Here is a 14,721-nt window from a genome sequence, read left to right as displayed (position 1 = left end):
CCAATCTCCTTCTCGTTGGGAATTGGACTCCAAAGCAGCCTGCTACTCAATTGCGGGGGAACGTCGCAGGTCAAAGAGACGATCGCTGAGTACACCCAAGCCTTGAAAGAAAAAAGCAAGAAGCTGCAAAAAGAGGCCAAAGTACAAGCCAAGCCTGAGCAACAGGAAGATGTGCTGGCATATCTTCAGAAGTCGCCTGCTGTGATGCAGAACAAGCAATCCAGAGATCGGAGTAGGTCAGCGGATCACGGGTTGGATTACTGACGGATCCTGCACTGAGACGTTTGGATTGCGCGCCCCGCATTTCTTGCAGATAAAACGCGATTTCAATTCACCGATGGAGCAGTCATTGGTCGCAAAAAGTTTCAATTCTTCAGGCGAAAACAAAGCTTTGGTTCGGCACAAGATGCGAGAGCAAACTGTCAACATTCCCCATCCTTGATCGATCCAGACCTGTAGCGATGCTTCTGCCTTGCGCAGCACTTGGGTATGCTCCTTCAATTCGTCTGCCAATGCCTCATTCCATCCCTTTCCGTAATAGATGGACTTCACGTAAAACGCGCAAACACCAAGGTTTTTGGCTGGCTTACTTTCATCGCGTCCATCTTTGAACAACTCAGATTCATACTGCACCAGACTTTCGGGCGATAGTGGAGTGGTGTCAAAGACCACCCGCACCACATTGTCGTCATGGTCTTCATGTCCTGAGTGCTCTTCAGATCTCACGGTGATCGACTGAGTGCCCATTCCACTGATGTCACGGTTGTGGTTTGTCATCAACCCCCATCGTTGTTCAAAGACATGGCGGTGATCGCGCATCGTCACAACCAACCGCCCGATATCGTCATCTTTGAGGATCTGTTTCATGGTCGTCCTTGAGTGCTGATTACAACAGGGCGTCAGGTCCACACAGGATGCCTGTTGTGACAGCCACCAGTGTTCCACACACTGCTATCGTCGGCCACCAACTCCCCCGCTGCAACTTGACTGGCCACCGTTTTGCTGTCAAAGCAATACCGCCGCTTCAACGTGAACCGCCCCGGGATTCCTGGAGGCTCCAACTCTTGAGAGGATGGAGTCATGAACAAGCCAGTGAAGTATTCCAGGAAGTACGGGAGCGAGCGGTGCGGATGGTGCTGGAGCACCAGGACGGCCACAGTTCGCAGTGGTCGGCGATCGAGTCGATCGCCGGGAAGATCGGGTGTACGGCCGAGACGCTGCGCAACTGGGTGCGTCGGGCCGAGCGTGACGAGGGGCTGGGGCCGGGGCTGACGACGGACGAGCGGGCACGGATGAAGGCGCTGGAGCGGGAGAACCGCGAGCTGCGGCAGGCCAACGAGATCCTGGGCAAGGCGTCGGCGTATTTCGCCCAGGCGGAGCTCGACCGCCGCTTCAAGCCATGACGGGCTTCGTGGCCGACAGCGCCACGCCTACGGAGTCGAGCCGATCTGCCGGGTGCTGGAGATCGCTCCGTCGACCTATTACAGCCACGTAGTCCGCCAGTCCGATCCCGAGGCACGCCCGGAGCGCTGGCAGCGGGACTAGGCACTGGAGGTGGAGGTTCGCCGGGTCTGGGACGAGAACCGGCAGGTCTACGGCGTGCGCAAGGTCTGGAAGCAGTTGCTGCGGGAAGGCTGGCAGGTGGCGCGATGCGCGGCTGGCCGAGGCCGGGATCGAGCCGTCGGTGGGCAGCGTGGGCGACAGCTATGACAACGCGTTGGCCGAGACGATCAACGGCCTGTACAAGGCCGAGGTGATCCACCGTCAGTCGTGGCGCCGCCGCGAACAGGTGGAACTGGCCACGCTGGACTGGGTGTACTGGTTCAACCACCAACGACTGCTGGGGCCGATCGGGCACATCCCGCCAGCGGAAGCCGAAGCGGCTTACTATCGGCAGCAAGCCGGTCAGGCCAAGGCGGCCTGACTCAAACCAAACAGCCTCCAAGAAAGTCGGGGCGGTTCAGCTTCCATGAGGCCTAGCGCCTGAGTAAGCCGACTCGCGAAGCGGGTTTGGCTTGAATGAATTGTTAGCCACCACGACTGCTTGCTTTACGCGCCTCTCTGATCACGTCCGACGAGGCAGATGTCAAACCGCCTAATAGAAGACCTGCTAGTGATGAAGGAATGAGTCTTGCCGTTGTAATGAACCAACCGGGCATGTCAAGCGAGGAAAGATTGAGGAGCGTCGGAAGATTAAGCGCTAGAAATATCAAAAAGGTTGCGAACGAGACGCGGCGCACCACGAACGCCGTAAATGCGCTTGGGTACGTAAGGAACATCGTGGCACGCTCTGCCTCACGGGCATTGATTGCACGAATGGCCTCGCCACCACGTCCGAGCGCCTTGACAAAGAAACGCTTGATCTGGCCGTAAGCCGCGACGAAACCTAAAACGAGGCCTGCCAAGCTAAGAAGAATGCTGATCGTTCCAGAGTCCATAGAGTTTTTTCGTGGTGGCTAACGCCTGAATTAAGCCCGCCGCGAAGTGGCGTCGGCTTGAATAAATTGTTAGGTGGCTGCTGCATAGCCATTACACCCGCCCCTCACAAAGTGTTCCAATGATCTCAACATCTCTAAGGTCTTTGGCGCGTCCATAAGCGCGCTTCCAGTCAGCCAGCGTCTCTAAGTCTACGCATGGAATGCCATGTATTGATTCTGCATTATCTATAAGCCATGAGGTGTCTCTACCAAAACTATCGGTATTTACATCGAGATACGCCTCGAAACACCCCAGGCGAAGTCCAGGCTTCCCGTCTGGCCGCAACTTTTCGCTCCAGCCAGAGAGCGAGAGTAACTCGAAGAGCTCTGCTGTGACCACCAAATCAATGTCATCCGTGTCACGAATTCCGCGAATTGTTAGTGCGGCCCCGCCAACGACAACATACTGCGTCTCAGGCAGTTGAAGAGAACGAATCAGAGCAATGACTTCCTGTTTGTCCATCTTGCGAACAACTCTCTGGCCACCTGACGCCTGAATTAAGCCGCGCCGCGAATCGGCGTCGGCTTGAATGAATTGTTAGGCAGCAGTCTAGTCCTTATGGCGGTAGAAGGTGTAGCCAGAGGGTTTGCGACCAAAGACGCCGGTCATCCAGCCCACAGGAATTGACTGCTCGATGGACAGTGCAGGCAGCGAGCCACGGTTTGCTTGAGCATAGGTGCCGCCGGAGCGCCACTCGGACAGCACGAGCTCTTTAGCCAAAGACTCAGCGCTTGCATGGTCAGCAGCACGAATCAGCCTGGTGGTGAAGAATCCGGCAGCCGACTCACCCTCGAATGGCAGGTCAATGCCTCGGCCAGAGAGAATGAACTTGAAGTACGGCATAAGTTGTTCTGCTGCCTAACGCCTATTGGACCGCCTAAACGCGGTGTTGCGCCGAGTATCGGTCATGATCGATACGGTGGGAAGAGGGGAAATCCTACGCCGTATCAATAGCTTGCCGGGTTCCACTGGATGCTGCCGGTGCGGAAGCTGTCTGCGTTATCCGACATGGACACGGACGTATGAGTTACACCGCCGCGAACGAAGGTGTAACGGCGCCGAAGCCGCCTCGGCTTTGGGATCAGGTCCGGGCCCGGCCCCGGCTCCGGCATTACAGCCTGCGCACCGAGCAGGCGTACGTGGGGTGGATCCGGCGGTTCGTCATCGCGAACGGGCGACGTCACCCCGTGACTTGGGGCTGACGAGGTCGAGGGTTTCCTGACCCGGCTGGCCACGGAGGGGAATGTGTCGGCCGGAACGCAGAACCAGCTGCTCTCCGCGCTGCTGTTCCTGTATCGCGAAGTGCTGGGGCGAGCGGTGACGGGTGTTTCATGGACGGCTCCTCACGATGGAGAACGGCATCCGCCCCGATGCTGCGCGGACGCTCGACGTGATGGCAGGCAGCCGATCGTCAGCCACGCGTCTTCGCGCAGGCGCCCCGGTCCGCCATGCGGTACCCTCTGCGCGCCGAACGGGCGGCCGGATGCGCCCGCGGCTTCTTCCGGGGGAATCCACGCTTGCCTGCCGCGCCCGTCCACGCGACGCGTCCGTCGCTGCCCGCCGCGCGCCGATCCGGCGCGCCCGGCCCCGCGTGCCGTCTCCGCGGCATGCTGCGGCGATGCGCAGGGCTGCTCGCGGCCTGTGTACTGGCCGCGCCCCTCATGGCCGCAGCCGTACCTGTCGAGGACCGCCTCGATCCCGATTACCGCAACACCCTGCGCCACTACGGGGACGAGCAGGGGCTGCCGCAGGCCAGCGTGAACGCGATGCTGCAGACCCGCGACGGGTTCCTGTGGCTGGGGACGTTCGGCGGGCTGGTGCGTTTCGATGGGCGTGAGTTCCGCCTCTACGGCGCCGATGCGCACGACCCGGGTGCGTCGGGCGACGACGGGCCGCCGAGCAACCGGGTCCTCGCACTGCACGAGGATGCGTACGGCCGGCTGTGGATCGGGACGCAGGATGCGGGGATCGGCCTGCTCGAGCGCGGCCGCTTCCGGCAGTTGCCGGTGTGCGGGGAACGCTGCCAGGTCAACGCCCTGTATCCCGATGGCGACGGCGCGGTGTGGGCGCTGAGCACCCAGGGCGTGTTCCGGATCGACACCGCGACGCTGCAGGCCCGGGTCCAGGTGGATGCCTACAACGCGTTCGACTGGGCCGCGCCGATGGGCGAGGGCGTGCTCTATGCCGGTGGCCGGGACGGACTGTGGCGGCTGACGGCGACCGACAGCGTCCGTGTGCCGTTGCCCGACGGACGCGCGGTCGTTCGCCGGATGGCGTCGGCGCCGGATCTGCTGTGGCTCCTGCTCAGCGATCGTGCGCTGTACCGCTTTCGGCCCTCGACCGGCGCGTGGACCCTGATCCGGCGCGACCTGCCGCTCGAGACCCAACTGGTGCCTTCCAATGACGGCCGTGTGCACGTGTCGGACGAGGCGTCGGGGCTGCGCCTGCTCGCGGCCGATGGGCGCGAGGTGCCGGTGCAGGGCGCCGAGTCGCTGCATGCGCGCGTCCTGCATCTCGACGATGCGGGCAACACCTGGATCGGCACCACCGGCCAGGGCCTGTGGCGGATGCGGTCCGCGCGCGTGGCGATGCTGCACGCACCCGGCCTCGGCGGGCGGGCCCCCGGCCGGGTGGTCGAGGACGACGGCCGTGGCGGGCTGTGGATGGGCTTCGGCTGCGCGGGGCTGTGGCATCGACGCGCGGATGGCGGCACACGCCGGCTGGCGGTCGAGGCGGTGCTCGACGATGCCTGCATCTCCAGCCTGTTCCGCGACCCGGCGACAGATGCGCTGTGGATCGGCACCTCGAACGCTGGGCTCGGCCGGGTCCGCGATGGGCGCCTGGAGCGCGTCTGGCACTGGCCGGGCGAGGCGATGCTGGGGATCTGGCGTTCGCGCGGCGGCGACTGGTGGGCGGCGACGCTGCGCGACGTTTATCGGCTGCAGGTGGACGAGGACGGCACTGTGCGCGATGCTCGGCCGGTCGCCGCGTTCTCGGGCATGAGCATCGTCAGGATGGTCGACGCCCGCGCCGGCGGCGTCTGGTTCGTCGGCGACCGCGGCGCATTCCGGCTGGTAGGCGATGCCGTCGTGGAGCGGTGGACCGCCGAGCAGGGCGTGCCGGCGTTTGCGCGCGCGCTCCACGAGGACGACGACGGGCTGTGGATCGGCACCTACGGCGGTGGCCTGGTCCACGTCCGCGATGGCAAGGTGCAGCGCTACACCACGGCCGACGGCCTCTTCGATGACACCGTGTCGTGCATCCTGCCCGACCCCGACGGTCGGCTGTGGCTGGCCGGCAACCGCGGCCTGTCGGTGCTGCTGTCGCGCCCGATCGGTGCGGCCGGCCCGCGCCTGACCACCATCGGCACCGCCGACGGGCTCGACCCGGTGGAGTTCAACGGCGGTACCGTCTCGGCCTGCCGGACCGATGCCAACGGCCGGCACCTGTTCGCGATGATCCGCGGGTTCGCGCTGGTCGAACCATCGCGCTTCGAGCCGGCCGCCCGCCGGCCGCCGACGCCGTACGTCGATCGCGTGACGCTGTCGGGCCGCGCGCTCGACCCGTTCGACCTGCCCGAGATCGGCGTGGACGCAGCCAACCTGGAGATCGTGGTCGGCGTCATCGGGCTGGCCGATCCCGGGCGCACCCGCGTGCGCTATCGCGTCGGCGAGGGCGCGGACTGGGTGGAGGCCGGGCCAGGCCGCAGCCTGCTGTTGCCCGACGTGCCGTGGGGCGAGCTGCGGTTTGAGGCGCAGGCGCGTTATCTCGACGGCGACTGGTCGGCCCCGGTGACATTGCGCTTCCAGCGCCCGGTGCCGTGGTACCGCCGCGACTGGATCTGGCTGGCGGCGAGCCTCGCCGGCCTGCTGTGCCTGCTGTGGGCCACGCGCGAGCGCCGTGCCGACGAGGGCGACTACGCGGCGGTCGTCGCGCGCGCCCGCGCGCGGCTCGGGGACGGGCGCACGGCCGAGTGAACCGCGCCGCTATGCCGCCGCCCGGTCGGACGGCACGATCTGCAGCGGCAATCGCACGACGAACCGCGTGCCTGCGCCCGGTGCGCTGTCGCAGTCGATCGTGCCGCCGGCCTCGGTCACGATCCGGTGCACCATCGCCAGGCCGATGCCCGAGCCGCGCTCGCGCGGCTTGGTGGTGAAGAACGGCTCGAAGATCCGCGCCCGCGTCTGCGCCGACATGCCGTGGCCGGTGTCTTCCAGCCGCACGTGGACCGCCTCGCCCTGGATCTCGGTCGCCAGTGCCAGCCGTCCGCCGCCAGGCATGGCATCGACCGCGTTCTTGGCCAGGTTGAGCACCGCGGCCTCGAACTCCGCGCGGTCCATGCGGATCCAGGCCGCGTCGCCGCACAGCGCCGCCCGCGTCTCCACGCCGGGGCCGGCAATCGAATGCAGCACCGGCTGCAACTCGCGCAGGACCTCGTTCGCATCGAAGGTCTCGCGCACCGCGGCATCGTTGCGGGCGAGTGTCAGCAGCTTCGACGTCAGCCCGCGACCGCGTCGCGTCGCCGCCTCGATGCGCTGCAGGCAGTGTCGCGTCTCCTCGTCGATCCCGCGATGGCCCAGCCCGCGCTGCGCGAAGCCCAGCACCACGCCCAGCAGGTTGTTGAAGTCGTGCGCGACGTTGCTCGCCAGCTTGCCGAGCGCGTCGATGCGCTGGGACTGCAGCAGCTGCGCCTGCGACGCCTCCTTGTCGCGGATCTCGAGTTCCAGTTGGCGGCAAATCAGTGTCAGCTCGCGGTTGCGGCGCGCGGCGACGTCCGACTTGAGGATCAGCCGGTCGAGGATCAGCGCGACGATCGCGTTGGCCAGCACCGGCTGCAGCAGGTGCGAGGCGATTTCGCGCCATTCGTCGGCGTTCGGCACCTGGTGTTGCAGGTCGGCCCAGGCGCCGAGCAGCAGGATCGCCAGGTACGCCGCCGCCGTCGCCCACAGCCCGCGCCGGCCGAGCAGCAGGCCAGCGAACAGCAGCGGCAGGATGCTGAGCATCACGCTGCCCGACTGCGCCGCCAGCCCGTAGCGCACGTGGCTCAGCCCAAGCAGCACCAGGCCGGCGGCGACCAGCGCCGCGGCGATCGCTCGTTGGACGGGGTGGCGACGGAGGGGCATGCCGGGATTATGGCCGCACGGCCCCTCGGACGGCGTCTCGCATACGCAATTGGATCCGCGGCCGATCGGCTGTATCGATTGCCGCTACGGCGCCTGACCGCGGCACCGCGGGCTCTCGTAGGCCTGTTGGTAGCTCGCGTCGAAACAGCGCTCGAACGCCTCCAGTACGTCCAGGTTCGGTGGCCACGGGATCTCGATGGGCTTGCCGTCCGGCCCCTGGACCGTCACGGCGCCGGCGGGCGACTGCAGTCCGGGCGGCGGCGCCACGGTCGACAGCGTCTCGCGCGCCGCCTGCAGCGCGGCCCGGTCACGTTCCAGGAAGGCGATGCTGCCCGCGACATAGGCGTTCCAGCCCGTCAACTCGCCATCGACTTCGCGTATGGATCGGCGCATGAGCGCGATCGCTTCGGTCGTTTGGCCGGCTTTCGCACGCAGCTGCGCCTCGTGCCAGTCGAGCAGGTTGCGCCCCTCAGGCCGATGCACCCGGCGGTATTCGGCGATCAGGTCGGCGGCGGCGAGATGGCAGCCGCGGCCTTCGCCCAGCGGGCGCCATCCACCATCGATGTCCTGGTCGAACGCGTCGATCGACAGGGCCAGCATCGCATCGCGATCCACGCTGCAGTCGACGGGTGCGGGCTCCTCTGCGGTGACGCCGAGCGCGGCGGCCAGCAGCAACGGAATCCATGGCATCGCGGTGATCCTCGAACCGGGGTGGATCGCACCATACCGCAGAGGCCGATCGCGGTGCCGCCGCGATGAATCTGGGCCTTAAAGGCCTGCTACTGGAAGCAGGGCATCGTCAACGCCTGAGCTAAGCCACGCCGCGGAGCGGCCTCGGTTTGGATGAATTGTTAGATCTCACCATCGATTGCGGTCCTCGGATTTCCGAAGACGCGATCGCGCAGCGCCGGGAATAGATGGAGAACTATGCTGACACTTGGTGTGATCACTACCGATGCCAAAATCGGAACATAGAGATAGTAAAAGGCTTCAAATTTGGCGGGGATCATCAGCTGTGCCGCTAGCACAAGCGCAATCCCGACCATCAAGCCACCAGCAGGAAGCCAGAGCGCTTTTGCGCCAAACGTGAATAACAGTAGGCCAAAGAAAGATCCTGCTGCGCCAAGAGCAAGGAACGAGATTGGCCCGGCGAAGCCGACGCTGAGACCGGCGAACCATCCGATGGTGCCGAACGACAGTGCCGAGAGCGCAGCTGCAGCGATTGGTTTCATGAGAGCTAATGCCTTATTAAGCCGCGCCGCGAAGCGTATCGGCTTGAATGAATTGTTAGGCTGCATTCTGATCATCATTGAGCTTGAGTGCTTGCCTAAGGGTGGCTGGATCTAACGCAGGAAGCTTCGCTTCGATCGAATCTAAAAGTTTTGCATTGACTTGAGCAAGCATTGGCCTTAACTCGCGGTTGACGCGATGCGCATGGCCTGTCCAATCGGCCTTCTTGGACTTTAGCGAGCCAATGATTCGTTCGTGATGTTCAATCTTCTCTGAGAGGAGTCGTGCGACATGAATAAGAGAATTGATCTGACTATTGGCGCGGATCTCGTCGCGCTGCAGCTTCAATTGCCAAAGTGTGATGGCGAGAGCAGCGAGAGCAACTAGTAATTCCATGGATCTCTCCCTAGTTATCCGAATGTCCGAAATGTTTCCATGTGGCCTAACGCCTTAATTAAGCCGGCCGGCGAAGCCGGTTCGGCTCGAGTGAATTGTTAGGTGCGGATGAGGCGGTGCCGGGAACCATGCACCATGCGACGATGAGAATAACGACTGCGAGGAGAGTGTCAGCCAGCCGCTGAAGCAGGCCGCGAACTTGAGCAAGCTCTGGTTGAAGCATGAGCGCGAACAGAAAGAACCACATGCAGCCGGCTGCGACAAGGAGTGTGCGCCAGCGTGCCGTGAGCGCGGGTGAAAATGCCAGAAGGACAAAGGCAAGTGCCCCGGAAAAATAGGTGATAAGGCCGAGGAAGTCGTGCGCTACTTGAGATGGAGAACCGCCGATGGGACAGCCTGCGTCACAAGGGACAAGCGCAGCCCCGATAAAGGCGATTGGCTGAGACCAAAGCAGCCACAACCCGGCACGACTGATGCCACGAACATGCGTGATTGGCCAGGCTGCAACAAGAAAGGCGGAAAAAAGCGCGCCGAGGGGTATAAAGCCAAACAGACCAAGCGCCGTTGCCCAAGGCGTGCCACTGGCGTTGAGTTCACTGATGAAGTGGCTGATCTGTGAGTAGCCGGGCTTAAGGGCTGCCCCGGCGGTGTAGAACAACGCGCCAAAAAAGATTGTGACTGCGGCAAGAAGGCGAACAATCCGAACTTTGCTTCTCATGGGGTACGACATCCTTTCTTCCGCACCTAACGCCTGAGTCAAGCCGCGCCGCGAAGCGGCGTCGGCTTGAATGAATTGTTAGGCCACACCCGCCTCATAAATTTGACCAAGCTTGACGAAGTCCAAGGGCGTGGACAACGCTAAAGAACAAGCAAATGGCCGAGCTAACGTACCAAAAAGTCATGCTATTGCCTGGAAAGTGCGCCATGAGAGGGAGAAAAGCAACTCCCCGTAGCAAATAGACGGCAGTAATTGCAATTAAAGCAGGACGAAGAAAAGGGAGTCGACGGATAAGTCCCGAGCCGGAAAGAGCGTACATTGACCAAGCAAGCAAAACGGCAGCTATAACCGATGTGATTACAGTTGGGTACCGATGTCCGGACAAAGCCATCTGGGCCATTCCCTCTCCCGCGCCGAGCAAACGATACCCAGGAGCACCAACAGCGATACATGCCAGATGCAGCAAGGCAGCGAGCGCGCTTAGACCTGCTGCAATGACAAGAAGTGGACTGCGGATGTTAACCATGAGGTTTCCTGTGTGGCCTAACGCCTATCGGACCGCCTAAACGCGGTGTTGCACGGGGTATCGGTCATGATATGAACAGTGAGGAGAGGCCAAATATTACGCCGCATCAACACCTTGCCGGATTCTAATGAAGAGAGCTGTGCGGAAACTGTCTGCGTTATCCGAGACGGACACGGGCGTGTGAGTTGTACCAGTGCGAACGAAGGTATAACGGCGTCAAAGGCACACCGGCTTTTCAATCAGGCAGGCCCTCGAGTTCCTGGTTAAGCCATTGGCTACAACCCGTAGCCGCCGACCGGTGTCGTCTCGAAGCGCTCGCCGAAACCGGTGACGTGGGGTCGGGCCTTCGCGATGGCCTGCTGCACGGCGGACAGCGTGAGCGACGCTTCGTGGCGTTCCTTGCTGTCCCAGACCTCGGTAATCCAGACCGGATTCTCGTCGCTCGGATCCTGCGCCACGATATAGCTCAGGCAACCTGGCATTTCCCGGGTTCCTTCGAGCAGCGCAGCAATCACGAGGTCTCGCTGGCCCGGGGCCAGGGTCATCTTTCCGATCAATCCGTACATGGGCTGTGGTCCTTGATGGGCGCGGGCGCCGGGCGAGGCCGACACGATCGCGCCTGCTGCGATGGCCGTGATGAACGCGCGGCGGCTGAGGGTTTGCATGCCGATGTCCAGGCTCGCGCATCAGGTGCGAATGGCATCCGAATCGTTCGTCAGCCATGACTGTCGGGAAAGGACAGGCCGATCCCGCATTCGGTGCAGTACAGGCCCGTCTCGGCGGGCGTGTGCGGCGCCTTGGCGACAGCGTAGTACGAAACCGGGGGAGAGGCGTGTCGCGCTGCAGCGCGGAGGCCGCGTGGCAGACGGCCGTCGAAATGGAAGACGCACTTCGCGATCGACCAGCCTTGCGAGGCCCCGGTCACGGCCAGGCCATGGGACAGGGCGGCGGCGTAGAAAGATGCGAGGTGGCGGCACGGCGTCGGCATCGCTGCGACTGGCTACCGGCGGACGCCCATGCCGACCGGAATGGGTGCGCCGCCCCCATCATGGTCCCGCGGGCCGCACGTCGCAGAGATCGGACATGAGGCGCAAGCATGCGATCGGCGTGCAGACAGCGCTGCAGGGCGCGGCTGTGGCATCAGTGCGCACTGGTCTTCGAGAGCAGGTTCAGCACGGCAACGCCGCTGACGATGAGGCCCATGCCGACGAAGCCCCAAGGATCGAGCTTCTGGCCGTGGAAGATCCAGGCGATCGCGGTCACGAGCACGATGCCGAGCCCTGCCCAGACGGCATACGCGATACCGACCGGAATCGACTTGAGCGCCAGCGACAGGGCATAGAACGCGAGCCCGTAGCCGACCACCACGATCGCGGACGGAATCGGCCGGGTGAATCCCTCGCTGGACTTCAGCGCGGACGTCGCGACGACTTCGCCGACGATGGCGACCGCCAACAGCAACCAGCTCTTCATCGCCTCTCTCTATCACATCGGGAACGTCATCATGGGTGACGATGGGCGCCGGAGAACAGTCTTGAACAACCTGCGGCGCCGTGAGCACGCATCGCGCACGAGGCGCACTGCGACTTGGCTCGGTGCCGGGCAACAGCCTTGCGCAACGATGGCGAGGGACGCAACGCGTCAAGACATACGCCGGGCCGCCGCCCTATCAGGCATCCATGCGCCGCAGCCGGTCGCGCAACCATCCGGCGAGCGTGGCCTCGTCGAGATCGCCGGAAGCCACTTGCAACCAGACCTGTACGCAGTCGGCGTCGCTCGCGTCCAGCCGGTGGCCGTGCAGATCGATGAAGGTTTCCGCGGCGACGAGGGACGTGCGCTTGTTGCCATCGATAAATGGATGAAGCCGTGCGATCCCGTGGGCATAGGCGGCGGCGAGTGCGGCCAGGTCAGGAGATGGATTTCCGTAGGCCAGGCGCTGCTGCGGTTTGGCGAGGGCGGTGTCGAGAAGGCCCGGATCGCGAATGCCCACGCCCCCGCCATGTTCGGCTAGCTGGTCTTCGTGCATGGCGGTGATCAACTCGCGGCTCAGCCAGAGCCAATCGCTCACTTCGCCAGTTCCCGGAGCGCCGCCCGACGCCGCTTCATCACCTTGCGCGCGACCTCCATCTGCCGCTCGAACTCGGGGTCGTAGGGCGAAAGGCGATAACCGTCAGGAGATTCGCTGAGGTAGAGGGCATCGCCCGCTTCGAGATTGAGCCGGGAGAGAATGTCTTTCGGCAACACGACGCCGACCGAATTGCCGATGCGGGTGAGCTTGAGCATGGTCATGGCAGTGGCCAGAGGTTATTACGAACGTAATTACACTTTCATCGAGGGCCCTGGTCAAGCGGATACGCCAGCCGAGCCCACCGGCGTTCAGTCGCCGAGCAGGGAGAGATTACGGACCGCGCCCTTGTCCGCGCTGGTCGCCAGCAGTGCATAGGCCTTCAGCGCTGCGGTGACCTTGCGGGGACGCGGCTGGGCGGGCTTCCAGCCGGCCGACTGCTGCGCGGCGCGGCGGGCGTCGAGTTCGGCGGGGTCGACGAGAAGGTCGATGGCGCGCCCCGGGATGTCGATGCGGATGCGGTCGCCGTCGCGGACCAGGCCGATCGTCCCGCCGGCGGCGGCCTCGGGCGAAACGTGGCCGATCGACAGGCCGGAGGTACCGCCCGAGAAGCGGCCGTCGGTCAGCAGCGCGCAGCGCTTGCCCAGCCCCTTGGACTTCAGGTAGCTCGTCGGATACAGCATCTCCTGCATGCCGGGGCCGCCCTTGGGGCCCTCGTAGCGGATCACGACGACCTCGCCGGGCTGGACTTCGTCGCCGAGGATGCCGGCGACCGCGGCGTCCTGGCTCTCGTACACGCGCGCCGGACCCTCGAACACGTGGATCGCGGCGTCGACGCCGGCGGTCTTGACCACGCAGCCGTCGGCGGCAAGGTTGCCGGTGAGCACGGCCAGGCCGCCTTCCTGCGAGTAGGCGTGCGCGAGGTCGCGGATGCAGCCCCCGGCGCGGTCGAGGTCCAGCGTGGGCCAGCGCGTGGCCTGGATGAAAGCGGTCTGCGTGGGGATGCCGGCCGGGCCGGCGCGGAAGAACGTGTGCACCGCGTCGTCCTGCACGGTGGCGACGTCCCACGCCGCGAGCGCATCCCCCAGCGTCCTGGCGTGCACGGTCGCGACATCGGTGTGCAGCAGGCCGCCGCGCGCGAGTTCGGCCAGGATCGCCGGCACCCCGCCGGCGCGGTGCACGTCCTCGACGTGGTAGTCGGGCGAGTTGGGCGCGACCTTGCACAGCTGCGGCACTCGGCGCGAGAGCCGGTCGATGTCGGCCATCGTGAAGTCGACGCCCGCCTCCTGGGCGGCGGCGAGCAGGTGCAGGATGGTGTTGGTCGAGCCGCCCATCGCGATGTCGAGCGTCATCGCGTTCTCGAACGCCTCGAACGTGGCGATGCCGCGCGGCAGCGCGGTCGGGTCCTCGGCGCCGTACCAGCGGTGGCACAGCTCGACGGCGGTGCGCGCGGCCTGCAGGAACAGCCGCTCGCGATCGGCGTGGGTGGCCAGCAACGTGCCGTTGCCGGGCAGGGACAGGCCCAGCGCCTCGGTCAGGCAGTTCATCGAGTTGGCGGTGAACATGCCCGAGCACGAGCCGCAGGTCGGGCATGCGCTGCGCTCGACCGCGGCGACCTGCTCGTCGGTGGCGGCGGGGTTGGCGGCCAGCACCATCGCGTCGACCAGATCGAGCTTGTGGTCGGCGAGCTTCGTCTTGCCGGCCTCCATCGGCCCGCCCGAGACGAACACCACCGGGATGTCGAGCCGCAGCGCGGCCATCAGCATGCCCGGGGTGATCTTGTCGCAGTTGGAGATGCACACCAGTGCGTCGGCGCAGTGCGCGTTGACCATGTACTCGACCGCGTCGGCGATCAATTCGCGGCTGGGCAACGAGTACAGCATGCCGTCGTGGCCCATCGCGATGCCGTCGTCCACGGCGATGGTGTTGAACTCCTTGGCCACGCCGCCCACGCGCTCGATCTCGCGCGCGACCAGTTGGCCCATGTCCTTGAGGTGCACGTGGCCGGGCACGAACTGGGTGAACGAATTGGCGATCGCGACGATCGGCTTGTGGAAGTCGCCGTCGGTCATGCCGGTCGCGCGCCACAGGGCGCGGGCGCCGGCCATGTTGCGGCCATGGGTGGAAGTACGGGAGCGATAGTCGGACATGGGCGTGGCTGGAGTCGGCGGGCGCCGACGGTGGC

Annotated in this window: 16 protein-coding genes, 2 pseudogenes and 1 other annotated feature; of the genes and pseudogenes, 4 read left to right on the top strand and 14 right to left on the bottom strand. The window is 64.5% G+C overall.

Annotated features, from left to right (window positions below):
• Window positions 1-15 precede the first annotated feature (15 nt).
• On the top strand, window positions 16-264 hold the full coding sequence (locus WQ56_RS18985; protein WP_197076414.1) for a hypothetical protein: 249 nt from the start codon (window positions 16-18) through the stop codon (window positions 262-264).
• On the opposite strand, the gene WQ56_RS18440 is transcribed toward WQ56_RS18985, so the two are convergent.
• Window positions 238-867 carry a hypothetical protein gene (locus WQ56_RS18440; protein ID WP_156170244.1) on the bottom strand — a complete coding sequence of 210 codons (630 nt, stop codon included), beginning with the start codon at window positions 865-867 and terminating at the stop codon, window positions 238-240. The genes WQ56_RS18985 and WQ56_RS18440 overlap by 27 nt on opposite strands.
• A 263-nt stretch (window positions 868-1,130) precedes the next feature.
• On the opposite strand from WQ56_RS18440, the pseudogene WQ56_RS17895 reads away from it, so the two are divergent.
• Window positions 1,131-1,924: pseudogene (locus tag WQ56_RS17895) on the top strand (IS3 family transposase).
• Window positions 1,358-1,473 (top strand) — a sequence feature (AL1L pseudoknot). (Overlaps the previous pseudogene by 116 nt.)
• A gap of 103 nt (window positions 1,925-2,027) precedes the next feature.
• Here WQ56_RS17895 and WQ56_RS18435 read toward each other — a convergent pair.
• From WQ56_RS18435 to WQ56_RS18430, 3 genes are all read right to left on the bottom strand, one after another.
• Window positions 2,028-2,438, bottom strand: a complete 411-nt coding sequence (locus WQ56_RS18435) for a hypothetical protein (RefSeq protein WP_156170241.1) — start codon at window positions 2,436-2,438, stop codon at window positions 2,028-2,030.
• A gap of 91 nt (window positions 2,439-2,529) precedes the next feature.
• Entirely contained in the window at window positions 2,530-2,940 is a 411-nt protein-coding gene (locus WQ56_RS17890) for a hypothetical protein (protein ID WP_082132152.1), read from the bottom strand.
• Between the two features lie 87 nt (window positions 2,941-3,027).
• A complete protein-coding gene (locus tag WQ56_RS18430) occupies window positions 3,028-3,321 on the bottom strand; it encodes a hypothetical protein (protein WP_156170238.1) in 294 nt (97 codons plus the stop codon).
• A 179-nt stretch (window positions 3,322-3,500) separates the two neighbouring features.
• On the opposite strand from WQ56_RS18430, the pseudogene WQ56_RS19210 reads away from it, so the two are divergent.
• Together WQ56_RS19210 and WQ56_RS03110 are read left to right on the top strand one after the other, a co-directional pair.
• Window positions 3,501-3,789: pseudogene (locus WQ56_RS19210) on the top strand (phage integrase N-terminal SAM-like domain-containing protein); the annotation flags it as partial.
• Between the two features lie 350 nt (window positions 3,790-4,139).
• A complete protein-coding gene (locus WQ56_RS03110) occupies window positions 4,140-6,455 on the top strand; it encodes a two-component regulator propeller domain-containing protein (RefSeq protein ID WP_197076413.1) in 2,316 nt (771 codons plus the stop codon).
• Window positions 6,456-6,464: 9 nt separating this feature from the next.
• Here the strand turns inward: WQ56_RS03110 and WQ56_RS03105 are convergent, their stop codons facing one another.
• The 10 genes from WQ56_RS03105 to ilvD form a co-directional block, all read right to left on the bottom strand.
• A complete protein-coding gene (locus WQ56_RS03105) occupies window positions 6,465-7,601 on the bottom strand; it encodes an ATP-binding protein (protein WP_047135586.1) in 1,137 nt (378 codons plus the stop codon).
• An 84-nt stretch (window positions 7,602-7,685) separates the two neighbouring features.
• Window positions 7,686-8,291 (bottom strand): hypothetical protein, encoded by a 606-nt coding sequence (locus WQ56_RS03100; RefSeq protein WP_047135585.1) that lies wholly within the window; start codon window positions 8,289-8,291, stop codon window positions 7,686-7,688.
• Window positions 8,292-8,452: 161 nt separating this feature from the next.
• Window positions 8,453-8,899, bottom strand: a complete 447-nt coding sequence (locus WQ56_RS18425) for a hypothetical protein (protein ID WP_156170235.1) — start codon at window positions 8,897-8,899, stop codon at window positions 8,453-8,455.
• Window positions 8,889-9,227 (bottom strand): hypothetical protein, encoded by a 339-nt coding sequence (locus WQ56_RS18420; protein WP_156170232.1) that lies wholly within the window; start codon window positions 9,225-9,227, stop codon window positions 8,889-8,891. The genes WQ56_RS18425 and WQ56_RS18420 overlap by 11 nt, the downstream gene beginning before the upstream one ends.
• A 58-nt stretch (window positions 9,228-9,285) precedes the next feature.
• A complete protein-coding gene (locus WQ56_RS17880; protein ID WP_197076412.1) occupies window positions 9,286-9,945 on the bottom strand; it encodes a DUF998 domain-containing protein in 660 nt (219 codons plus the stop codon).
• 801 nt (window positions 9,946-10,746) lie between these two features.
• Window positions 10,747-11,136, bottom strand: a complete 390-nt coding sequence (locus WQ56_RS03095) for a putative quinol monooxygenase (RefSeq protein ID WP_197076411.1) — start codon at window positions 11,134-11,136, stop codon at window positions 10,747-10,749.
• A 475-nt stretch (window positions 11,137-11,611) separates the two neighbouring features.
• Window positions 11,612-11,944: a Qac family quaternary ammonium compound efflux SMR transporter gene (locus WQ56_RS03090; RefSeq protein ID WP_047135584.1), complete on the bottom strand. Its 333-nt coding sequence runs from the start codon at window positions 11,942-11,944 to the stop codon at window positions 11,612-11,614.
• Window positions 11,945-12,140: 196 nt separating this feature from the next.
• A complete protein-coding gene (locus WQ56_RS03085) occupies window positions 12,141-12,539 on the bottom strand; it encodes a type II toxin-antitoxin system death-on-curing family toxin (RefSeq protein WP_082132148.1) in 399 nt (132 codons plus the stop codon).
• Window positions 12,536-12,754 (bottom strand): AbrB/MazE/SpoVT family DNA-binding domain-containing protein, encoded by a 219-nt coding sequence (locus tag WQ56_RS03080; protein WP_197076421.1) that lies wholly within the window; start codon window positions 12,752-12,754, stop codon window positions 12,536-12,538. The genes WQ56_RS03085 and WQ56_RS03080 overlap by 4 nt, the downstream gene beginning before the upstream one ends.
• A gap of 93 nt (window positions 12,755-12,847) precedes the next feature.
• Complete coding sequence (gene ilvD / locus WQ56_RS03075; protein ID WP_047135582.1) at window positions 12,848-14,686, bottom strand: dihydroxy-acid dehydratase; 1,839 nt, start codon at window positions 14,684-14,686, stop codon at window positions 12,848-12,850.
• Window positions 14,687-14,721: the final 35 nt, after the last annotated feature.

The organism is Luteimonas sp. FCS-9, assembly GCF_001014645.1.
Taxonomy (GTDB): Bacteria; Pseudomonadota; Gammaproteobacteria; order Xanthomonadales; family Xanthomonadaceae; genus Luteimonas.
This window is presented reverse-complemented; position numbering and strand designations above follow the sequence as displayed.